12 protein-coding genes are annotated in these 23,082 nt (G+C 68.3%); 4 read left to right on the top strand and 8 right to left on the bottom strand.

Going from position 1 to position 23,082, the window contains the following annotated elements; genetic code table 11:
• Window positions 1-74 precede the first annotated feature (74 nt).
• From ACEN9F_RS11905 to ACEN9F_RS11870, 8 genes are all read right to left on the bottom strand, one after another.
• Complete coding sequence (locus ACEN9F_RS11905; protein ID WP_413420231.1) at window positions 75-2,177, bottom strand: HlyD family efflux transporter periplasmic adaptor subunit; 2,103 nt, start codon at window positions 2,175-2,177, stop codon at window positions 75-77.
• 12 nt (window positions 2,178-2,189) lie between these two features.
• A complete protein-coding gene (locus tag ACEN9F_RS11900; RefSeq protein ID WP_413420230.1) occupies window positions 2,190-3,590 on the bottom strand; it encodes an efflux RND transporter periplasmic adaptor subunit in 1,401 nt (466 codons plus the stop codon).
• Complete coding sequence (locus ACEN9F_RS11895) at window positions 3,587-11,455, bottom strand: Ig-like domain-containing protein (RefSeq protein WP_413420229.1); 7,869 nt, start codon at window positions 11,453-11,455, stop codon at window positions 3,587-3,589. The genes ACEN9F_RS11900 and ACEN9F_RS11895 overlap by 4 nt, the downstream gene beginning before the upstream one ends.
• A gap of 1 nt (window position 11,456) precedes the next feature.
• The gene (locus tag ACEN9F_RS11890) at window positions 11,457-12,488 is read right to left on the bottom strand and encodes a tetratricopeptide repeat protein (RefSeq protein ID WP_413420228.1); all 1,032 of its coding nucleotides are present in this window, start codon (window positions 12,486-12,488) and stop codon (window positions 11,457-11,459) included.
• Window positions 12,489-12,536: 48 nt separating this feature from the next.
• A complete protein-coding gene (locus ACEN9F_RS11885; RefSeq protein WP_413420227.1) occupies window positions 12,537-13,385 on the bottom strand; it encodes a phage tail protein in 849 nt (282 codons plus the stop codon).
• 34 nt (window positions 13,386-13,419) lie between these two features.
• A complete protein-coding gene (locus ACEN9F_RS11880; protein ID WP_413420226.1) occupies window positions 13,420-14,196 on the bottom strand; it encodes an efflux RND transporter periplasmic adaptor subunit in 777 nt (258 codons plus the stop codon).
• On the bottom strand, window positions 14,193-15,641 hold the full coding sequence (locus ACEN9F_RS11875) for a TolC family protein (RefSeq protein ID WP_413420225.1): 1,449 nt from the start codon (window positions 15,639-15,641) through the stop codon (window positions 14,193-14,195). The genes ACEN9F_RS11880 and ACEN9F_RS11875 overlap by 4 nt, the downstream gene beginning before the upstream one ends.
• Before the next feature lie 473 nt (window positions 15,642-16,114).
• Window positions 16,115-19,180 (bottom strand): Rne/Rng family ribonuclease, encoded by a 3,066-nt coding sequence (locus tag ACEN9F_RS11870; RefSeq protein ID WP_413420224.1) that lies wholly within the window; start codon window positions 19,178-19,180, stop codon window positions 16,115-16,117.
• Window positions 19,181-19,861: 681 nt separating this feature from the next.
• Here ACEN9F_RS11870 and ACEN9F_RS11865 point away from each other — a divergent pair.
• Genes ACEN9F_RS11865 through ACEN9F_RS11850 form a run of 4 tightly spaced genes read left to right on the top strand, consistent with a single transcriptional unit; the run spans window position 19,862 to window position 22,966 of the window.
• The gene (locus ACEN9F_RS11865) at window positions 19,862-20,845 is read left to right on the top strand and encodes an RluA family pseudouridine synthase (protein ID WP_413420223.1); all 984 of its coding nucleotides are present in this window, start codon (window positions 19,862-19,864) and stop codon (window positions 20,843-20,845) included.
• A gap of 48 nt (window positions 20,846-20,893) precedes the next feature.
• Window positions 20,894-21,553: an HAD-IIIA family hydrolase gene (locus ACEN9F_RS11860; RefSeq protein ID WP_413420222.1), complete on the top strand. Its 660-nt coding sequence runs from the start codon at window positions 20,894-20,896 to the stop codon at window positions 21,551-21,553.
• On the top strand, window positions 21,532-21,924 hold the full coding sequence (locus ACEN9F_RS11855; RefSeq protein WP_413420221.1) for a Rieske (2Fe-2S) protein: 393 nt from the start codon (window positions 21,532-21,534) through the stop codon (window positions 21,922-21,924). Before ACEN9F_RS11860 ends, ACEN9F_RS11855 begins: the two co-directional genes overlap by 22 nt.
• Window positions 21,925-21,946: 22 nt before the next feature.
• The gene (locus ACEN9F_RS11850) at window positions 21,947-22,966 is read left to right on the top strand and encodes a S49 family peptidase (protein WP_413420220.1); all 1,020 of its coding nucleotides are present in this window, start codon (window positions 21,947-21,949) and stop codon (window positions 22,964-22,966) included.
• The last annotated feature ends 116 nt before the right edge of the window (window positions 22,967-23,082 follow it).

The following is a 23,082-nucleotide window of genomic DNA, read 5'->3' as shown; positions in this document are numbered from 1 at the left end:
GAATCGGCGCCGGGGAGGCCTGCGCCCTAGACAGTTACGATACCACGAGCGGGGGCTGCCCGTGGTCATCGTATCTAGAAGCCGGCCTCGCGCCAGGCCACCGCCGCCGCCGCGCGCAGGAAGCGCAGCGCCGGCGCTTCCCACCGGCCGGCGATGGCGACGCGGCCGCGCCAGGCCGGGCTGGTGGCCGAGAGGTCGCTGTCGGCGTCCAGCACCACGCGGTAGACCGCGTGTTCCGGATACAGCACGCCGTTCTTTTCGCGCACCAGGACGTCGCCGCCAAACAACGCCGCCAGTTCCGGCTCGCCCAGCGTGCGGCTGGCGTCGCGGTCGATGCTGGCCACCGTCAGGTGCAGCGCCGGACCGGCCAGGCCGTCGGCGATGAACAGGGCGCGGTCGCCGCGCGCGATGCGCCGCACCGCTTCCTCATCCACGTAGGCCACCACCTGCCAGCGTCCGGCCGCCACCAGCGACCCCAGATATTCCTGGCCCTTGAGCCATTCGCCGGGGCGCAGGTCGGGGTCGACATCGACCAGCACGCCCGCATACGGCGCGACGGGACGGAAGCGCTGCAGGTCGGCGCCCACGGTCGCGTGTTCGGCGCTGGCGTAAGCCAGCTGGTCGTTGAGCACTTGCCAGTCCTTGCGGCTGTTGCTGTCCAGCCCCGCCGCCGCCGATTGCCAGGCCAGCAGGTCCTGGCGCGCGCCGGTTTCGCCTTCGCGCAGATCGAGTTCGGGCGAGGACAGGCGCAGCAGCGGCTGGCCGGCTTCGACCCGCTGGCCGTTGCCGACCGGCAGCGCCTCCAGCGCCGCGTGGGCCGGCGCGTACAGCGCCAGCCGCGTCTGCGGCTGCAGCAGGCCGGAGATGCGCACCCGGTCCGGCCACGGCACGATGAAGGCGAAGGCCAGCAGCGCGAACAGCGCGCCGCTGCGCCAGGCGCGGCGGCTGTGGCGCAGCGTGCTCCAGCGGGTGCGCCACACCTGCAGCTCGCGCCACAGCGGCAGCGCGACAAACCAGCTGATCTCGACCATGAACAGCAGGATGCCGACCGCCTTGATGAAGAAGTGGTAGACCAGCGCGGCGATCCCGAGGAACAGCACCAGCCGGTAGATCCACACCGCCCAGGCAAACAGCACCAGGCCGGTGTTGAGGCGCGGCGGGAACGATTCCGGCGCCGGCTCCTTCAGCGCGAACAGGCGCTCGCGCAAGTCCCAGCGCGCCAGCGCGAAGGCGCGGCTGTGCAGGTTGGGCAGGCCCAGGTAGTCCGACAGCAGGAAGTAGCCGTCGAAGCGCATGAAGGGGCTGGCGTTGATGGCCACGGTGGCGATCCAGGTGGTGGTCGAGAGCAGGAAGGCGACTTGCTTGGGGCCGCCCTCGGGCAGCCACGACCAGGCCAGCGTGGCCCAGGCCGCGATCATCAGCTCGGTCATGATGCCGGCGCCGGCGACGGCCAGCCGCTGCTCGCGGCGCGCCAGCTTCCATACCTCGTTGGTGTCGGTGTAGGCCACCGGCCACATCACCAGGAAGGCCAGGCCCATGGTGGGCACCCGGCAGCCGTAGCGCTTGGCCGTCAGCGCGTGGCCCAGTTCGTGGCAGACCTTGGCGAAGGTGACGGCGCAGCCGTACAGCAGCGCGCCCTGCCAGCTCAGGGTGTCCATCAGCGTGGCGGAGAAGCGGTCCCACTCGCGGTAGGCGCCGAACACGCCGAACACGCCGGCGGCCAGGGTCATCCAGCGGAAGGCGGGCGAGAACAGGAAGGCCAGCTGCGGCGTCAGCCAGCCCAGCCAGCGGTCCGGGCGCACCAGCGGGATGCGGAAGAACAGGTAGTTGTGCAGCAGCCATTCGTGCCAGTTGCCGCGCATGTTGTCGCGCCGGGCGGCCAGCGCCGCCGCCGCGCCACGGCCCGGCTGCAGCAGCTGCTGGTCGCGCAGGAAGGCCAGCAGGCCGTCGATCGCCTCGCCGTCCAGCTGCAGCGCGGTGTCGCGGTTGATGGCGTCGATGACCACCTGCGGATCCTTCAGGTTCCAGCGGCTGAGCATTTCAAAGCTGGGCCAGTCGAGCTGGAAGAACTGGTTGCGCACCGGGTCGTGCAGCGTCCAGCTGGGCTGGCCGTCCGGTAGGCGCGGGCCGGCATCGATCGACAGCTCCTGGCGGAGCATGGGGAGGCTGGGTTGCATGCTGCCGCGTCCTTACAAGGCGATGAACTGGCGGATGCTGGCCAGCGGACGGCGCAGTATCCAGTAGATCAGCGGCACCCGTTCGCCGGCCAGCTTGGCCGTGCCCTTGAGGCCGATTCGCTGGCCGGCCACCGCGTCCAGTCTGGCGCGCACGCGGTAGGCGTAGCTGCCGTCCGGGCGCGGCGCGGCGCGGTGGCTCATGTAGCGCAAGGTGCCGGTCAGCGGCGTCAGCGGCGAGGCCGCCAGGTACAGGTGCAGTGGCGCCTGCTCGGCCAACGGGATGGCGTCGCCGATCGGCACCCAGGCTTCGATTTCCACGTCGTCGGCCGCGGCCACCTGCATGATGCGCTCGCCGGTCTGCACCGGCCGGCCTATCCATTCTGACGGGTCGTCGAACAGCGCGATGCCGGCGTGCGGCGCCAGCACCCGCGAGCGCTGGGCCTGGCCTTCGAGGAAGGTCGCCTGGGCCTGCTTCTCGGCCATCTTGCCCAGCAGCGCCGCCAGTTGCCCCTTGGCGCGCGGGTCGTTGAGCATCATCTGCGCCGCCTGCCGGTATTCGGCCTGGGCGGTGGACAAGCCTTCGCGGGCGACGTCGAGGCGGCTGCCGATCGGCGCCTGGTCGAACGAGAACAGCGGCTGGCCGGCGGCCACCAGCTGGTTCGGCCGCACCGCGAAATCGGCGATGACGCCGTCCAGCGGCGCCCGTATCGTGGCCGGGTTGGCCGGCACCAGCTCGCCCGGCGCCAGCACCGTCAGCCGCACCGGGAACAGCAGCACCGCCAGCACCGCCAGCCCGACGGCCAGCCGGCGCCGCAGGCGGCGGCGCCGCTGGTCTTCCTTGGCGCCGCCGCTCCACCAGGCGCGCAGCCGCGACGGCAGGCGCGCCAGCGACCAGCGCGCCGGCGGATGGGCGGCGCGCCAGGCGTGCTGCCAGACATCCATCCATTCGCCCAGCAGGGCCTGTTGTTCGGGGGATAGGGGGAGGTCGCCGGCCAGCAGCAGGCCGGCCGGATCGGCCGCTCCCTGCGTGCCGTCGGGCGCGCCGTGCAGCGCGTTCAGCGGCAGCCAGGTCACCGCCTTGGGCAGCCATTCGTCCCAGGCGGCGGCCACCGCCGGCGGCAGTTGCGCGGCATCGACCGCCAGCGGCGTGCCGGCCGTGTGGCCGGCCGCCAGCGCGCGGCACAGCTGGTCCAGCCATTGCGCGTACGGCGCGTTGGCTTCGACCGCCACCACGCCGGACAAGGTATGCACGCCGTCGGCGCCCAGCCACAGCGCGGCCTGGCGGTAGGGCGCCAGCGCGCGGCTGTCGTTGACCGCCAGGAAGGCCAGCTCGTTGGCGCTGGCCGCGGCGCGTGCGCGCTGGGCCAGTTCGATCAGTATCAGCAGCGGATTGACTGGTGCGCCGTCGCTCATGCGGCCGCTCGCGCCGCCGCTGCGCTACGCGACAGCATCGCCAGGCGGTCGGCGCCGGCGCCGGCCCTGCCGGCGGTCGCCGCGCGCATCTGTTCGTTCAAGCCGCTGCGGCCGGCCGGATCGATGCCATGCCGGTCCAGCGACGAGCTCTTGACCGGCGCCGCCGCGCCATCCTTGGTGACGACGATCTTGAAGACCTGCACCGCGACCTTGCCCTGGGCGTCGCGCGCCGTCACCTTGAAGCTCAGCGTGCCTTCAAAGCCGGGCGGCGGCGTGCCTTCGAAGCGGGCGGCCTTGCCGTCGAACTTGAGCCAGCCCGGCAACGCCTTGCCGTCCGCCGATTGCGCGCTCAGCTCGACCACCGGATTGCTGCCGGAGGTCGAGGCGAAGGTATCCGGCGCCAGTTGCACCGAGATGCGCTCGCCGCTGCTGAAGGTGACGTCGGCGATCGGCACATTGGCCACCAGCGCGTCGCCGGCGAACGGCTGTTCCGGCAGGCCGGATGGCGTGAACGCGGCCAGCAGCGCGCTGGACTCGGTCAGCGTGGCGATGTTGGCCGGCGCCAGCGGATTGGATGGCGCGTCCGGCGCCGGGACGCCGAGCACCACGCTGGATGGGCTGGTCGGGCTGAGGATGGGCGGCACGCCGGAGTCCGGCGGGCCGGCGCCCGGCGTGGCGCCGGCGACGGCTTCGCCCGGCGCGGCCTCGCCCGGGGCGGCTTGCCCCGGCGTGGTGGCGGCCGGGGCCGACGGCTGGACCACTACCGGCACTTGCGGGACCGGCGGCACGGGCGGCACCGGCGGCACCGGCACCACCGCGTCGACCGTCAGGACGCTGCCGGTATTGCCGGCCGTATCGCGCACCACGACCTGCATCGCGTTGTCGACCCCGCCGGCCGACGACCAGCTGGTGCCGGACACGGAAGCCGCCTGCCAGCTGTTGCCGCCGTCGCGCGACACCAGCACCGCTTCGCCGGCGGCCAGCGGCGCCGTCAGGCTGCCGCTGAGCGCGCCGGCCGGCGAGACGATGGCCGCGACCGGCGTGGCCAGCGGCGCGCTGGTGTCGAGCGTGTAGGCATGCTGGGAGGCCGGGCCGTTGCCGGCGTCGTTGCTGACGCGCGCCATGAACAGATTGCTGCCGCTGAGCGTGACATCGACCGACCAGGCGGCCGAGCCGGCGGCGGCCGACGCGACGCGCCAGGTGGTGCCGCCGTCGAGCGAGACTTCGACCCGCTGGCCGGCCGTCAGCGGCGCCGACAGCGAGCCGCTGATGGTCTGGGCGGCGACATTGGTGACGAAGTCGCTGCTGCTGGCGCCGCTGTCGGCCGACAGCGCGGCACCGGTGACCAGGGTGGTGGGGACGCCGGTGATCAGCAGTTCGCCGCTGCCGGTATCGCTGCTGAGGTTGCCTGCCTTGTCGGTGACGATGGCGGTGACGTCGTAGCGGCTGCCGGCCGCCAGCATCAGCTTGCCGGAGGCCGGCGTGGCGCTGGCCAGGTCCAGGCTCCAGTTGCCGCCGCTGACGGCGACCTGGTAGGTGGCGCCGCCCACGTTCACGGTGAGCGTTTCGCCGTCGGCCAGCGTGGCGGTGCCGGTCAGCGTCGGCGTGGTCGTGAGCGCGGTCTGGGCGCTGGCGGTCGGCACCGCCGGGGCCGTGGTGTCGAGCACATAGGTGCTGCTGTAGGTGGCGCCGTCACCGGTGGCGTTGCTGACCTTGACCAGCAGCTGGTTGCTGCCCGCCGCCAGCGTGGCGCCGGCCAACGACCAGCTGGCGCCGCTGGCGTCGGCGGTCCGCCAGCTGGCGCCGCCGTCGACCGACACCTGCACCGATTCGCCGGCCAGCAGGGACGACGACAGGCCGCCGCTGATGGTCTGGCCGGCGACGTTGGTGACCAGGTCGCTGCTGCTGGCGCCGCTGTCGGCCGACAGCGAGACGCCGGTCGCGGCGGTGGTCGGCAGCGGCACCGCCAGGGTGCCGACGGTCAGTTCGCCACTGCCGATGTCGCTGGCGGTGTTGCCGGCCAGGTCGGTGACGGTGGCCGTCACGCTGTACAGGTTGTTCAAGAGCAGGGCCAGCGTGCCGCTGCTCGGCACGGCGCTCGCCAGGTCCAGGCTCCAGGCGCCGGCCACCGGCACGACGTCGTAGGTGGCGCCGCCGACGGTGACGGTCAGGGTTTCGCCGGCCGCCAGCGTGGCGTTGCCGGTCAGCACAGGCGTCAGGCTCATGGTGGCCAGCGTGTCGACGGTCGGCACGGTGGCCGCCGTATCGTAGACGTAAGCCTGGCTGAGCACGGCGCCGTCGTTGCCGGCCGTATCGGCCACCTTGACCAGCAGCGTGTCGCTGGCGCTGAGCGTCTGGCCGGCCAGCGTCCAGGCGTTGCTGCCGACGCTGATGGCGGCGGCGCTCCAGGTGGCGCCGTTGTCGAGCGAGACCAGCACGCTTTCGCCGGCGGCCAGGTTGGCCGACAGCGTGCCGCTGACGGTTTGCGCCGCCGTCTTGGTGATGAAGTCGGTGGACGAGGCGCCGCTGTCGGCCGAGAAGGCCACCGTGGCCACGCCGGTGGTGGGGCCGGTGGTGTCGAGCACGTAGGCCTTGCTGGTGGCGGCGGCGTTGTTGCCGGCGGCGTCGGTGACGCGCAGCTGCAGCGTGTCGCTGGCGGCCAAGGTGACGCCGTTCCAGGTCAATGTCGTGCCGCTGACCTTGCTGGTGACGTCGGTCCAGGTGGCGCCGTTGTCGAGCGAGCCGTAGACGACGTCGGTGCCGGCCGGCGCGCCGCTCAAGGTGGCGCTGATGGTCTGCGCCGCCGTGTTGGTGATCAGGTCGGTGCTGCTGGCGCCGGTGTCGGCCGACAGCGCCACGCCGCTGAAGCTGATGGTCGGCGCCGTGGTGTCGAGCACATAGGCTTGCGAGTAGGCGGCGCCGGTGTTGCCGGCGTCGTCGACGACGCGCACCTTGAGCGTGCCGCTGCCGGTCAGGGTCTGGCCGGCCAGCGACCAGCTGCTGGCGCCGGTGGTGGCGGCGGCCAGGTCCCATGTGGCGCCGTTGTCGAGCGAGACGTAGACGTGCTCGCCGGCGGCCAGGTTGGAGGTCAGCGTGCCGCTGACGGTCTGCGCCGCGGTCTTGGTGATGAAGTCGCTGCCCGAGGTGCCGGTGTCGGCCGAGAAGGCCGCGCCGGCCACCGTGTTGGCCGGCGCGGTGGTGTCGATGACGAGGTCCTTGTTGGCGCCCAGCGAGCCGGCGGTGCCCGGCGTGGCCAGCGTGACCGCGGCGGGCTGGTGGGCGCCGCCGGCGTCGACGATGGTGGCGCCGTTGAGCGCCAGCGCGCCGATCGAGGCGACATCGAGGTCGGCGCTGTTCTCGCCGGCGCCGACGGTGTAGCTGAAGGTCAGCGTGGCGGTGCCCGAACCGCCGGTGTAGGTGGCGCTGCCGCCGCCGTCGAGCGCCAGGGTCGGCGTGCCGTGGGTGGGGTCGACATCGACCGCCGTGCTGAAGTCGACCGTGATGGTGATGGTCGCGCCGGCGCCGTAGGCGCCGTCGGGCGTGCTGGCGCTGACGCCGGTGACGCTGGGGTTCGAGCCGTCGACGTTGACGGCGGCCGTGCTGCCCACGCTGTTGAGGGTGGTGACGATGTCGTTGCCGGCGGCGTCCTGCATCAGGCCGCCGTGGGTCGACAGCGCGCCGACGGTGATGCCGTCGGCATCCATGTCGCCGGACGGCACGATGTAGCGGAACAGCAGCGCGCTGGTGCCCGAGCCGGACGCGTAGTCGGCGTAGCGGGTGGCGCCGCCGACGGTGAGGGCGATTTGCGGCGTGCCGCCGAAGTCGTCGACGACGACGGCCTCGCTGAAGTTGACGGTGAATTCCAGCGCGCCGCCGCTGTAGTAGGTGCCGTTGGCCGGCGCCGCGACCGAGGTGACGGTGGGGGCGGCGGTGTCGACGGTGATGGTCAGCCCGGCCGACGTGGCCGAGGTGTTGCCGGCGGTGTCGGTGGCGATGGCGGTGATGGTGTGGTCGCCCTGGGTCAGCACGCCGGTGGTGTAGGTCCAGCCGCCGGCGCCGGCGGTGACGGTGGCGAGCAGCGTGGCGCCGTCGTACAGCGCCACGCTGCTGCCGTTCTCTGCCGCGCCGCTCAGCGTCGGCGTGGTGTCGAGGGTGATGTTGTCGTTGTTGAGCGTGCCGGTGTCGCTGGCCGTGGCCAGGTCCGGCGTGCCGGGCGTGGCCGGGGCGCCGGTGTCGAGCACGTAGGCCTGGCTGTGCGGCGTGCTCTCGTTGCCGGCGGCGTCGACCACCTTCAGCTGCAGCGTGTCGCTGCCGCTGAGCGTGGCGCCGTCCCAGCTCAGCGTCGTGGTGCTGACCTTGCTGGTGATGTCGGTCCAGTGGGCGCCGTTGTCGAGCGAGCCGTACAGGATGTCGCCGCCGGCCAGCGCGCCGCTGAGCGTGGCGGTGATGGTCTGGGCCGCGGTCTTGGTGATGAAGTCGCTGTTGCTGGCGCCGGTGTCGGCCGACAGCGCCAGGGCGCTGAAGGTGATCGCCGGCGCGCTGGTGTCGTACTGGTAGGCCTGCGACAGCGCGGTGCTGGTGTTGCCGGCGGTGTCGCTGACCCGGACCAGCAGCGTGCCGCTGGCCGTCAGCGTGCGCGCCAGCGACCAGCTGCTCTGGCCGACGGTGGCCGCGGCAGTGGCCCAGGTGGCGCCGTTGTCGATCGAGACCTGGACGATTTCGCCGCTGGCCAGGTTGGCCGACAGCGTGCCGCTGACGGTCTGCGCCGGATCGCTGGTGATGAAGTCGGTCGGCGAGGTGCCGGTGTCGCTGGAGAAGGCGGCGGTGGCCACGGTGGTGGTGGGCGCGCTGGTGTCGAGCGTGTAGCTCTGGAAGCTCAGCGCGCTGTCGTTGCCGGCGGCGTCGGTGACCTTGAGCATGATGGCGCCGGCGCCGAGCGTGGCGCCGTTCCAGCTCAGCGCGGTGCCGGTCACCTTGCTGGTGATATTGGTCCAGTGGGCGCCGCTGTCGACCGAGCCCCAGACCACGTCGGTGCCGGCCGGCGCGCCGTCGAGCGTGGCGCTGATGGTCTGCGAGGCGGTCTTGGTGATGAAGTCGGTGGCACTGACGCCGGTGTCGGCCGACAGCGCGATACTGCCGAAGCTGATCGTCGGCACGGTGGTGTCGACCGTGTAGGCCTGGCTGAGCACGCTGCCGTCGTTGCCGGCGGCGTCGGTGACCTTGAGCTTGAGCGTGCCGGTGCTGGCGAGCGTGACGCCGTCCCAGCTCAGCGAGGTGCCGCTGACCTTGTTGCTGATGTCGGTCCAGTGGGCGCCGTTGTCGAGCGAGCCCCAGACCACGTCGCTGCCGGCCGGCGCGCCGCTGAGCGTGGCGGTGATGGTCTGGGCGCTGGTTTGGGTGACGAAGTCGGTGGCCAGCGTGCCGGTGTCGTCCGACAGCGCCTGGGCGCTGAAGGTGATCGTCGGCGCGGTGGTGTCGTACTGGTAGGCCTGCGACAGCGCGGTGCTGTCGTTGCCGGCGGTGTCGCTGACCTTGACCAGCAGCGTGTCGCTGGCCGTCAGCGTGCGCGCCAGCGACCAGGTGCTCTGGCCGACGGTGGCCGTGGCGGCGGTCCAGGTGGCGCCGTTGTTGATCGACACGTAGACCTTTTCGCCGCTGGCCAGGTTGGCCGACAGCGTGCCGCTGATGGTCTGCGACGGATCGCTGGTGATGAAGTCGGTCGACAGGGGGCCGGTGTCGCTGGAAAAGGCGGCGCTGGCCACGGTGGTGGTGGGCGCGGTGGTGTCGAGCGTGTAGGCCTGGGAGCTCAGCGCGCTGTCGTTGCCGGCGGCGTCGGTGACCTTGAACACGATGGCGCCGGCGCCGGCGCCGAGCGTGGCGCCGTCCCAGCTCAGCGCGGTGCCGGCCACTTTGTTGGTGATGTTGGTCCAGTGGGCGCCGTTGTCGACCGAGCCCCACACCACGTCGGTGCCGGCCGGCGCGCCGTCGAGCGTGGCGCTGATGGTCTGCGAGGCGGTCTTGGTGATGAAGTCGGTGCCGCTGACGCCGGTGTCGGCCGACAGCGCGATGCTGCCGAAGCTGATCGTCGGCGCGGTGCTGTCGACCGTGTAGGTCTGGCTGCGCACGGTGCCGTCGTTGCCGGCCGCGTCGGTGACCTTGAGCAGCAGCGTGCCGCCGCTGTCGAGCGTGACGCCGTCCCAGCTCAGCGACATGCCGCTGACCTTGTTGGTGATGTCGGTCCAGTGGCTGCCGTTGTCGATCGAGCCCCAGACGACGTCGGTGCCGGCCGGCGTACCGCTGAGGTCGGCGGTGATGGTCTGGGCGGCGTGCTGGGTGATGAAGTCGGTCCCCAGCGTGCCGGTGTCGTCCGACAGCGCCTGGGCGCTGAAGGTGATGGTCGGCGCGGTGGTGTCGAGCGTGTAGGTGTGCGAATAGGCGGTGCTGGTGGAGCCGCCGTTGGTCACGCGCGCCATGAAGGTGTTGGTGCCGGACAGCGTGGTGTTGGTGCTCCACGCGCTGCTGCCGACCGCGTAGGTGGTGGCGTCGGTCCAGGTGGTGCCGCCGTTGTAGGACACCTCGACCTTTTCGCCGGCGCCCAGGTTGCCCGACAGCGTGCCGCTGATGGTCTGCGCGGCGGTCTTGGTGATGTAGTCGGTCGACAGCGTGCCGGTGTCGGCCGACAGGTGGGCGCCGTTGACCGCGGCGGCCGGCGGCGGCAGCGCCTTGACGTCGGAGATGTCGAGATTCTGGAAGGTCGTGTACTGCAGGGAGCTGAGGGTCACGCTGCGGACGTCGCTCAGCGACACGGTGACCGGGGACAGCGTGCCGTCGTCGTTGATCGTCTTGTGGATGGTGGTGCCGGCCGTGCCGTCGGTCTTGACGTAGTCGATGACCAGGTCGTTGCCGTAGGAGGCCACGTCCAGCGCGTTCAGGTCGAAGGTGTAGCCGGCCTGGACGGTGATGATCAGCCGCGTCGTGGTCTGGTCCGGGTCCAGCGCATACAGGCCATTGCCGTCGCCGAAAATATACAGGTCGGGGCCGGCGCTGGCGAAGGTGAAGGTCTTGCCGCCGACGGTCTTGGTGATGGTGTTCTTGTGGCCGTCGCCGTCGGTATCGTGGCCATTGTCGTCGCCATCGACGTTGAACGTGAACGTCACCAGTTCCAGCGTGCCGTCGTACTGCGCCGGCGCCAGTGCGCGCGCCTCGATGGCGCCGGCGTGCGCCTCCAGCGTCCAGTTGCCGCCCAGGCTGGCGGAACCGGTGATGTCGGTCGAGGCGGCGACGTCGGCGCCGGTGGCCTGGGCGATGCCGGCCAGCAGCGCGTTGTGGTCGCCGGCGGCGACGTCGCAGCCGTACAGCAGCAAGTCGCCATCCGTCGTCAGCGCCTGGCCCAGCCGCGCCAGTTCGGCCTGCGTCGTCGACGAAGCCAGCGAGCTTACGCTCAGCGCATTGGTGCCCAGGTTGACCACGCCCTGCGAGCCGTGCGACAGGATGTGTATCGCGTCGAGCCCGCTTTGGCCGGCGGCCCATTGCGCGATCTGCGCCAGGCCGTCGCGGCTGCCGTCGAATTCGACGATGCCGACGCCGTCGCGCACGCCCGCTTCCAGCGTCTTGTAGTTGGCCAGCGAGGTGTCGACCAGCACCACCTCCTTCTTGCCCTCGTCCCGCGCCGGCTCGGCCGCGCGCACCGTCACCGCCGGCGGCACCGGCGGCGGGGCGCTGTCGTGGGCCTGGGCCGCGTGGGCGGCATCGGCCACGGCGCCGTCGAACATGAAGCGCTGCTCCAGCGGCAGCAGCTGTGAAGCCGGGCGCAGCGGGCGGCGGGCGCCGGCGGCAAGTTGTGCGGGGACGAAGGGATGGTTCATGTCAAGCTCCAGGGGATGCGTGGTGGGCGCGGCTTAAAGGGAGGGCCGAAGGGCTGGTCGTTGCGGCGAATTTGGCGAGATGGGCGTCGACCTTGCGGTCCAGCTCGGGCCGCCATTCAGGCGGCATGATGGCCAGCACGCTGGCCAGGAGTTGTTCGGTGGAGGCCAGCCGCGCGGCATCGCGCAGGCTGGCCTTGGCGGCGCTGGCCCACAGGTAGACCTTGGCCAGCTGTTCGGCGCTGAGGGCGCCCGTGTCCGGCTGCGGCGGCAGGTGGGCGTACAGCACGGCGGTCGGCAGGTAGGCCGCCACATAGCCTTCGGCGGCCAGGGTTTCCATGCCGGTCAGCGCGGCGTCGCGGTCGGCCTCGCCGCCATCGCCCTGCGATTGCATGATGGCTAGCCGGAAGCGCGCCTCGGTGAGGCCGGCCTTGGCCGCGCGCTCGAACCAGCCGCGCGCCTGCGCCAGGTCGGGCGGGACGTCGGCATCGTCGCTGAGGAACAGGGCCAGCCGCAGCATCGCCGGCGGCGCGTTGGACTGGGCGCCCTGGGTGCACAGCGCCAGGCCGCGCGGCACGTCGCGCGGCACGCCGCGGCCGTGGATCAGCAGCTCGGCGGCCGAGCACAGCGAGATGTAGTGGCTGCCCTTGGCGGCGTCCAGGTAGGACGCCAGCGCGGCCTCGGCGTTGCCGGGCCTGGCGGCGTCGCGCATCAGGCAGTCGCCGTGCAGGTGCTGGGCCGCCGGGATGCGGCGCGGCGCGGCCTTGGCGAACCAGGCGCAGGCGAGATCGGCGTTGACCGGCCGGCCCCAGCCGTTTTGATGGAACAGGCCCAGCGTGAATTGCGCCAGCGGGTTGCCGGCGGCGTGGCGCTGGAACAGCGCATAGGCGCGCGCGTAGTCGCGCTGGTCCAGCCGGGCGTAGGCCGCGCCCAGTTCCCTGGCGTAGTCCTTGGGCCGTTCGGCGCGGGCGGCGGGCGCCGCCAACAACAACAGCAGCAGCGGGGCCAGCAATCGAAGAATTCGTGTGTACAGCATGTTGGTTCCGGCGGCCGCCGGAGGGCGGCCGCTAAGTACGACGGTTGATTAGTTACGGCTCGGGAAGATCCCGCTGGTGGCGATCATGTAGTACATGGCGACAAACGGCGGCATGATGCTGGTCGGCTGGGTGCCGCCGGTCGGGCCGGTGACGCCGCTGGCGTTGGTGGTGCCGCTGACGGTGACCGGCGCGGAGCCGGCCAGCGTGACGGTGCCGCTGCCGCTGGCGGTGACGGTGACGGCGCCACTGATCGAGCCGGCCGCCATGGCCACGGTGGTCGGCGTGCCGCCGAGATAGATGCGGTTCGGCGGTCCGGCCGGCACCGACAGGTAGGCGTCGGTCGGGGTGGCGGTGCTGGCGCCGGCGTTGGCCGCGTTCAGCCGCAGCGCCGAGGTGTCGGCGCTGTAGGTCACGCCGCTCAGCGAGACGCTGCTGGTGCCGCCGGTGACGGCGCCCAGGTTGGCGGTGCCGGTCAGGCCGGTCAAGGTCAGCGGCACGGCCAGCGAGTGCGTGTGGGCCGGCATGTTGTTGATGGTCAGCGTGACGTTGGTGCTGCCGCCGGTCTGGCCGGGCACGAAGTTGCCGCTGCTGGGGCTGTTGCCGGCGCCGAGCAGGAAGCGGCCGCGCAGGTCGGGCAGGGCGAAGGTGGACTGGCCGTCGCCGCCGTAGGTGGTGCCGATCAGCGCGAACAGCGCCGAGTTCTGCGAGATCGGCAGCAGGCGGCCGTCGGCCGGAGCGTAGCCGCGCCAGTCGTTGCTCGGCGCGGCCAGCACGCAGATGGTCGACAGGTAATCCTCGGCCGAGCAGGCGTAGCTGGCGGTACTCCAGCTTCCTGCCACGGCGGCAACGGCGGCCAGCGTGATGCAACGGGCGATACGGTGCGAATGCGACTTCATATGTTCCCCTTTGGTTTTGGTGTGGGTGGAAAAACTATTTTTGCGGCGGCGCCATCAGCACCTTGCCGCTCATACCGGCGACCAGCTCGCCGAAGCGGCCGTCGATGACGGCCGTCAGTTTGACGGACTGGCTGACCGGATCGACGCGGGCGCCGATGCGCTGCACCTTGGCCGGGTAGGTCTTGCCGGTCTCGTCAATGCTGACCTGGAAGGCGGCGCCGCTGCGGATCCAGCTCAGCCAGCGCGAGGGAATGATGAATTCCAGTTCCAGCGTGCTGTCGTCGAGGATTTCCATCAGCGCCTGGCCGGGCTGCACGTACTGCTGTTCGCGCGCCTTTTGCTCGGCGATGCGGCCGCCGAACGGCGCCGCGATGCTGCACTTGCCCAGCAGCGCGCGGTTGGCCGCGACCTCCGCCTGGGCCTTGAGCGATTCGGCCTTGGAGATATCGAGTTCGATCTTGCCCACCGAGTTGAGCTCGGCGAGCTTCTGGTTGCCTTTCCAGTTGGTGTCGGCCGCCATCAGCGCGGCTTCGGCCTTGGCCAGCTGGGCCTGCTGCAGCACGCAGTCGAACTGCACCAGCAGCTGGCCCTGCTTGAAGGCGGCGCCCTCGGACAGCGGCAGGCGGTTGATCTTGGCGCCGATCTCGGCGGCCAGCGTGGTGTAGCGGCGCGGCGACAGCTGGGCGCGGATTTCGCGCGTTTCCAGCGTGGCGCCGGCGGCCGCCGGCTGCGGCACGGCAGCCTGGACCACTGGCAAGACCAGCGCGCCGGCTGCCAGGGCGAGGCGCAGCGCGGACAAGACAACGGTCATGGACGGTCCTCGAGCGACGGCAGCTGGCCCTGGTTCCAGGTTTGCAGCGATTTGGCGACGGCGGCGGTCAGCTCGGCCAGCGGCATGGTGGACGAGCCGTCGATGACCGGCTCCATGCCCAGCGTGGCCTGCAGGCGCGAGGCGGCCGCCTGCGCGTTCGACAGCGCCTGGTAGCGGCGCAGCTGCGACAGCACCGAGGTGCTTTGCTGCGAGATGCGGTCCAGCGCCGACTGTTTCTGCGCATCGGCCTGGTTGGCGATGTGCTGGGCGATGCGGCCGTCGACCTCGGAGATGGCGTCGGCGCGCTCGTACTGGCGGGCGGTGTTGGCGTATTGCTGGCGGGCGATGTGCACCTGGCTCAGCACGGCCATCTGCATCGCCATGCGGCGCTGGTTGGCCAGCGTCACGCCGGCGTCGGCCAGGCGCATCTGCGCCGGCGCCGAGAGCAGGCCCAGCAGGTTGAACGAAATCTGCGCGCCGGCTTCGTTCCAGTTCTGGTGGATCAGGTAGTCGTCGTTGCTGTGCTTGACGCCATAGTTGAACGACAGGCCGGGGAACAGCTTGAGCATGGTGCGGCGGGTTTCCTGCTGGGCGATGCGGGCGTTGTAGATGCCTTCGCGCAGGTCGGGATTGCGCATCAGCGCCACTTCTTCCATCTTGTCCATCGGTTGCTGCAGCCACAGCGTGTTGATGCCGGCGGCCGGTTCGGCCACCGTGTAGTCGCTGGACAGCGGCAGCATGGTCAGCGTCGCCAGTTCGACCCGCGCGGTCGACAGCTCTTGCTCGATGGTTTCCAGCAGGCGCAGGTTTTCCAGCAGCTGGCGCTGGTAGCGCAGCGGCTCCAGCGGCGAGCGGATGCGGTCGCTCTCGGCGGTGCGCGCATCCTTGAGCGCGCCTTCCGATTCGGCGATGGTGCTGCGCAGCAGCGGCACCAGTTTTTGCGCCGCCACCACGCGCCAGTAGGCGGTGCGCACGTCCAGGATCAGGTTGTGCAGGGCTTTGCGGCGGCGTTCGCCGGCGATCATCACGCGGTCGGCGTTCTGGCGGGCGGCGTAGTAGCTCTGGCCGAAGTCGAGCAGGCTCCACGAAATGCCGACTTCGCTGCTCAGCACCTCGCGGCTGGACGAGATATACGGATTGGCCAGCGACGGCGCGCCGGTGACCGAGTCGACGCTGCGGGTGATGAGGTCGTTGTTGCGGTCGCGGTAGCCGGCCGAAGCGATCAGCTTGGGGAGCATGTCGAACTTGCCGGCCTCGAAGGTGCCCATGGCCACGGCTTCTTCCATCGCCTTGTAGCGGCGTTCGGCGTTGTACTTGATGGCGCGGGCGATGGCGCCGTCCAGGGTCAGCGGGCCGGCCAGAGGCTCGACGTCGCGCGCCAGCGCCGCCTTGTCTTCCTGCAATGCGGAGCGGACTTCGGGCAGCGACAATTTCGCGCTTTCCACATTAAGCGTCGAGCAACCGCTGAGTATCAGCAGACCGGTTGCACCGAGTGCGAGGGTCTTGATTGCGGAGAAATTAATGTGTTTGATGTTTTGATTGGAGCGCATTAATTGAATTTCTCTGGTTAAGATGCCTAGTTAATTTAGGGTAATAAGTGTTTTGCGTAGTGTACTTCGGTGTAGCTACCCGAATTACCCATTTTGGGGCAATGTGGCGTATTCGATACAGCCATATTATCTTACTTCCAGTTCACAATCCTTCAGGAAACCTTCTGACGCCTTCCCTATATGGCTGTAGGGCTTAGCTCCAAGCTTCCGTGAAAATTCGTGACAATCAAAATAATATTAAGTTAATGTGGGATAAGAATTCCGTGATTATTGGAGAGAATTGGCCGGGTATTGGGATGGGCGAGCGGGCGCTCGGAAATAAAAAAAGGGAAGCATAAAGCTTCCCTTTTTTGTTATACCGGACCGGGTTATCGGCGGGTATCGACTTGAACCAGCGGTTCGTCGTTTTGCGGCGGCAGCGGCTTGCGTTCACGCGGCACGCGGGCCGGAGCGACCGCCTTGGCGGCAGCTTCCTGGGCGGCGCGCAGCTTGGCCGGGTCGGTGGCCGCCAGCGTCAGGCCGGCGGAGCCGAGCACTGCCTGCAGGTCGATCGGGGCCGATGCCGGCACCGGCGCGGCGACTGGCGCAGGTGCAGGTGCAGGTGCAGGCGCAGCGACCGGAGCCGGTGCAGGTGCGACGGCGACCGGTGCGGCAACCACAGGCTCAGCGACCGGCGCTGGCGCAGGTACTGGCGCTGGAGCTGCTTCCACGGCCACCGGGGCGGCCACTTCGGCGACCACGGCTGGTGTTTCCGCCACGGCTGCTACCGGTTCCGCTACGACTGGCTCAGCAACGACCGGCGCGGCAACCGGAGCGGCCGGCGCTTCCGCTACGACAGCGGCTGGCGCCGGTTCGGCGGCAGGTGCTTCGGTCACGGCAGGTGCAGCAGCAACGACCGGCTCGGCGACAACGGCAACCGGCTCGGCGACCGGCGCGGCTGCCACCGGTTCAGCAACTGCTTCCGCTGCCACTGGCGCTTCCACGGCGGCCATTGCCACGGGTGCCGCAGGCGCTGCGGACACTTCCTCAGCTACTGGTGCCTGGGCTGCGACTGGTGCGGCAACTTCGGCTTCGGCGGCTGGAGCGACGTTGAAGCCCAGTTCGCTTTGCTCGCCGGCTTCGCCGGTTGCGGATTCCTGGCCTTCCACGCCGTCGCGGTCGCGACGGTTGCGGTTGCGGCCGCCGCGACGGCGACGACGACGCGGCTCTTCGCCGTCGACGCCCGCTTCGTTTTCTTCACCTTCAGGACCGGCGTTCGGCGCGGTTTTCAGGATGCTGGTGGCGGCCTCGGTCACCGGACCGGTGGATGGCACGCCGGCGTTCAATGCCAGCTCTTCTACCTTGGCTTCGACCGGGGCTTTCTCGCCGCGCGGCTCGCGCGGAGGGCGTGGCGTGCGTTCCGGACGTTCGGCGCGCTCAGGGCGCTCGGCGCGTTCGCGTGGAGCCTGGCCTTCGACAGCCTGGTTTTCACGCGGTTCGCGCGGCTCGCGTGGCGGACGCGGCGGACGGGCTGGACGGCCGGCATCGGCCGCTTTCGCTTCATCCTGGCCTGGACGGGCTGCGCCTGGTTCGCGCTCTTCGCGCTCGCCACGGCCGCCTTTGCCATTACGGCTGCGGCCGCGCGGGCCACGGGCGTTGCGGTCGCCGCGGTCGCCGGATGGCGCCTTGACCACGATGGTCGGCTGCTGCGGCAGCGCCGGGGCGGCCGGCTTGCCGGTGAAGAAGCCGATCAGCTTGGCAAAGAAACCTTGCTCGGCCGGCGCCGGCACAGGGGCGGGAGCCGGCTTGATGACGGTTTCGCTCGGCTTGCGCTCGACCAGCGGTGCGGGCTGGTCCGGGGTAATGGTCTTGACCATGGCTTCCTGGCGCGGCTTGGCTTCTTCCTTCTGGCGCTTGCTGTAGGCCATGTCGGTTTCGGCGGTCTCGGCCAGCGAGTAGCTGGCCTGGCTGTCTTCCAGGCGCGGGTCGTCGTGCTTGATGCGTTCCAGCTTGTAGTGCGGCGTGTCCAGATGCTTGTTCGGGATCAGGATCACGGAAATGCGGTGACGGTTTTCGATCTTCAGCACTTCGCCGCGCTTCTCGTTCAGCAGGAAGGCCGCCACGTCCACCGGAACCTGCACGTGGATGGTGGCCGAGTTTTCCTTCATCGCCTCTTCCTGGATGATGCGCAGGACTTGCAGGGCCGACGATTCGGTGTCGCGGATGTGGCCGGTACCGGAGCAGCGCGGGCAGGTCACGTGCGAACCTTCGGACAGCGAAGGACGCAGGCGCTGGCGCGACAGTTCCATCAGGCCGAAGCGGGAAATCTTGCCCATTTGTACACGGGCGCGGTCGTGGTGCAGCGCGTCCTTCAGGCGTTGCTCGACTTCGCGCTGGTTCTTGGCGACTTCCATGTCGATGAAGTCGATCACGATCAGGCCGCCCAGGTCGCGCAGGCGCAGCTGGCGGGCCACTTCCTCGGCCGCTTCGCAGTTGGTGTTGAAGGCGGTGGTTTCGATGTCGGAACCGCGGGTGGCGCGGGCCGAGTTGACGTCGACCGACACCAGCGCTTCGGTGTGGTCGATGACGATGGCGCCGCCCGACGGCAGCGGCACGGTGCGCGAGTACGCGGTTTCGATCTGGTGTTCGATCTGGAAGCGCGAGAACAGCGGCACATCGTCGCTGTAGCGTTTCACGCGGTGCACCATGTCGGGCATCACGTGGCTCATGAACTGGTGCGCCTGTTCGTAGATATCGTCGGTATCGATCAGGATCTCGCCGATATCAGGCTGGAAGTAGTCGCGAATCGCGCGGATCACCAGCGACGACTCCTGGTAGATCAGGAACGCGCCGGAAGCCGACTTGCCGGCGCCTTCGATCGCGCGCCACAGTTGCATCAGGTAATTCAAGTCCCACTGCAGCTCGTCGACGTTGCGGCCGATGCCGGCGGTGCGGGCGATCACCGACATGCCTGGCGGCAAGTCCAGCTTGTCCATGGTTTCGCGCAGTTCCTGGCGCTCTTCACCTTCGACACGGCGGGAAACACCACCACCGCGCGGGTTGTTCGGCATCAGCACCAGGTAGCGGCCGGCCAGCGAGACGAAGGAGGTCAGGGCGGCGCCTTTGTTGCCGCGCTCTTCCTTTTCCACCTGGACCATGATTTCCTGGCCTTCGCGCAGCGCTTCCTTGACGGAGGCGTTGCGGACGTCGACGCCTTCGCGGAAGTAAGTGCGTGCTACTTCCTTGAATGGCAGGAAACCGTGGCGATCTTCGCCGTAGCTGACGAAGCAAGCTTCGAGCGACGGTTCGATGCGGGTGATCACGCCTTTGTAGATATTGGACTTGCGCTGTTCGCGTCCGGCGGTTTCGATGTCGATATCGATCAGTTTCTGACCGTCGACAATCGCTACGCGCAGTTCTTCTTGCTGCGTAGCATTAAACAACATGCGTTTCATTTTTATTAACTCCGCGACCCGAAGGTCATCTCTGTGCCGCCCGGCTTCTTAGTCCAGGCAACGTAGGTACAGGGATATACGCGAGAATCAGGTGATTGCGGTGGGTATGCCCATCCTGTGCGACACGGCAGCGCAGGGCTGCGGCCGCAACTGGGCGCTGAGAGGTCGATCGACATGCCGAGTGCCCGCATCACCTGCAACTCTTCTATGCGGCCCGGATGTTTGCGGGGGGCAGAGAATGCAGGCGGTGAGCAACGTCGTTGAGAGCCAAATCCTGGCCAAGCTTACGTACTACAAGTATTACAACAACCGGGCTGGTTTCAGCCTTCCGTCGAGCTTGCAGCAAAGCATTGGGGTCTGGCGAAAACGGCAAGCGTTATCAACTTCATCAACCGGCCAGCCCGACTCTTGATCGAGCTGACCGGACTTTATCCTTACAATCCAATCATTCTGATTCAGCATCCTTGCCGCCATCCGATTACAACAACGGTGCAACCTTGATTCCGGCAGGGGTGGTGCGTATACATTTTTTCCTCTGAATTTGCAATTTGGCGAGGCCAGTGGAGACGCCCCTGTGTAAAATGTGCTTTTATTCTTACACTTGCCGCAGATTGAACCGCAGCGAAACAATTATATATTCAAAATGAAGGACTTAGAGAGATTTCTGGGAAGACAGAGCAAATGAAGATGCAAAATGATGTTGTTCCCCCTTCAACACCTGCGCCGCTGCAAGCACAATTCGTCACCATCACTGAAGAAGAAGCCGGTCAACGTATCGATAACTACCTGTTGCGTGTGTGCAAAGGCGTGCCGAAAAGCCACGTCTATCGCATCCTGCGCTCGGGTGAGGTGCGGGTAAACAAGGGGCGTATCGATCAATTGTACCGATTGGTACAAGGTGATGTGGTGCGCATTCCGCCGGTCCGCATCGCGGAAAAGGCCGACGCCAGCCATGTGCCGGCCGCCGAGTTCAAGATTATTTTCGAAGACAGCCACCTGCTGGTGATCGACAAGCCGGCCGGCGTGGCCGTGCACGGCGGTTCCGGCGTCTCGTTCGGCGTGATCGAGCAGTTGCGCGCCTCGCGCCCGGACGCCAAGTTCCTGGAACTGGTGCACCGCCTGGACCGCGATACCTCGGGCCTGTTGTTGCTGGCCAAGAAACGTTCGGCGCTGACCAACCTGCACGAGCAGATGCGCGACGGCCACACCGACAAGCGCTACCTGACCATGGTGGCGGGCGACTGGAAAAATGCGCGCCAGCACGTCAAGCTGCCGCTGCATAAATATACGACCGCCGACGGCGAGCGTCGGGTGGCGGTGCAGGCCGACGGCATGCCGTCGCACACGGTGTTCACGCTGCTGAAGAAATTCCACGGCTTCGCCTTGCTGGAAGCGGAGCTGAAGACCGGGCGCACCCACCAGATCCGCGTACATCTGGCATCTTCCGGCTTCGCCATCGCAGGTGATGATAAATACGGCGATTTTGCGCTCAACCGCGCTTTGCTGAAAGCCGATGCCACGCGCGGCGCGCTCAAGCGCATGTTCCTGCACGCCCATCAAATTACGTTTACCCATCCGGATTCCGGAAAAATCATGACACTGAACGCGCCTTTGGCCGCCGAATGTGAGCGATTCTTGGTAAGCTTGGGGAAACCTCTTAACTAAACGCAAATATTCATTGAAGGAGCCGGCCAACTGGTGCGGCCGGAACACATGGCAAGAAAGCAATTTGATTTAATCGTCTTCGATTGGGATGGAACGTTGATGGATTCCACGTCAACGATCGTGAAATGCATACAGGCGGCGGCCCGCGACCTGTCGCTGCCGATCCCGCGCGACGATGCGGCCGCCCATGTCATCGGCCTCGGCCTGCATGAAGCCATGCAGGCGGTGCTGCCGGAAATCGATCCGTCGTATTACCCGCGCATGGTGGAGCGCTACCGCTACCATTTCCTGTCGCGCGATCATGAACTGACGCTGTTCCCGGGCGTGCAGGACATGCTGACCGAGCTGTCGCAGAACGGTTACTTCCTGGCGGTGGCCACCGGCAAGAGCCGGGTCGGCTTGAACCGCGCCATGAATGACGTCAAACTGTTGTCCATGTTTGATGCCACCCGCTGCGCCGACGAAACCTTCTCCAAGCCGCATCCCGCCATGCTGCAGGAGTTGACGCGGGAGTTGGGGCAGGATATGCGCCGTACCGTGATGATCGGCGATACTTCGCATGATTTGCTGATGGCGAACAACGCCGGCGCCGGCGCCATCGCGGTCCAGTACGGCGCCCATCCGGCCGACCAGCTGGCCGCCTGCAATCCGCTGTATTCGGCCGCCACGGTGGCCGAGCTGCACCAATGGCTGAGCGAGCACGCCTGATGCCAGTGGACGAGATCCTGATCTGCGCTTCGGACGCGGTGCTGGAAGGCGGCAAGGGCGTGCGCTTCGCCCTGACCGCCGGCGGCGACGACGGCACCGGCTTCGTGGTGCGCTACGGCGGCAAGGCCTATGCCTACCTGAACCGCTGCGCCCACGTGCCGATCGAGCTGGACTGGGCCGAAGGCGAGTTCTTCGAGTCGAGCAAGCTGTACCTGATGTGCTCGACCCACGGCGCGATTTATGTGCCGGAAACCGGCATGTGCGCCGGCGGCCCTTGCCGCGGCGGCCGCCTGCGGCCGATCGCCGTGGTCGAGCGCGACCAGCAGATCTTCTGGCAGCCGGACGAATACGTGCGCCCCGTGCGCGCCTGATAACAACCTGACAAAGCAATCCATGAGCGACAACACCAGCGATTCCAGCAACAGCAGCAGCGCCATCCCTCCCGTCACGCCGGGAAAACCGGCCGTGGCCGCCTCCAACTGGGAGCGCGAAGTGCTGGAAAAACTGGTGTTCGCCACGCTGAAAGAGCAAAAGGCGGCGCGCCGCTGGGGCATCTTCTTCAAGGCCGTGACCTTGCTGGTGATCGTGATCGGGCTCAGCGCCTACCTGGACATCAGCTGGACCGGTTCGGACGGCGAGACGCTGGGCCGCCACACCGCGCTGATCGAGGTCGACGGCGCGATCGAGTCGGAGGGCAGCGGTTCGGCGGCGGTGGTGATCCCGGCGCTGAACAAGGCGTTTTCCGACAGCGGCTCGGTGGCCGTGGTGCTGCACATCAATAGTCCGGGCGGCAGTCCGGTGCAGGCCGGCATGATCGTCGACGAGATGGTGCGCCTGCGCAAGGGCTATCCGGGCAAGCCGCTATACGTGGTGGTGGACGAGATCTGCGCCTCCGGCTGCTACTACATCGCGGCCGGCGCCGACCGCATCTATGTCAACAAGGCCAGCATCATCGGTTCGATCGGCGTGCTGATGGACGGCTTCGGCTTCACCGGCGTGATGGAAAAGGTCGGCGTCGAGCGCCGCCTGCTGACGGCCGGCGAGAACAAGGGCTTCATGGATCCGTTCAGCCCGCTGACGGAAAAGCACAAGCAGCATGCGCAGGCGATGCTGGATGAAATCCACCAGCAATTCATCGCCGTGGTGCGCAACGGCCGCGGCAAGCGCCTGAAGGAGACGCCGGACATGTTCTCCGGGCTGTTCTGGACCGGCGCCAAGGCCATCGACATGGGCCTGGCGGACGCCTTCGGCAGCGTCGACAGCGTCGCGCGCGACGTCGTCAAGGCCGAAGACATCATCGATTACACCGAGCACGAAGGCTTGCCTGAGCGCGTGCTGAAGAAATTCGGCGCGGCGATGGGGGCGGGCGCGATGAAATCGGCGGTGGACACGGTCAAGCCCAGCCTGCGCTGACGGGGCGTTGCCAGCCGGGCTCTTAGTCACAGTGATAGCATGACTGGCAGACCGATTAACATTATCAATCCAGCCTTTTTTTCACTTGCATATCCGACTTGGTGAACTATAGTAGT

Origin of the sequence: Duganella sp. CT11-25 (assembly GCF_047302815.1) — a bacterium.
Taxonomy (GTDB): Bacteria; Pseudomonadota; Gammaproteobacteria; order Burkholderiales; family Burkholderiaceae_D; genus Rugamonas.
Note: the sequence above shows the minus strand (reverse complement) of the source record. Positions and strands in the feature narration are given on the sequence as shown.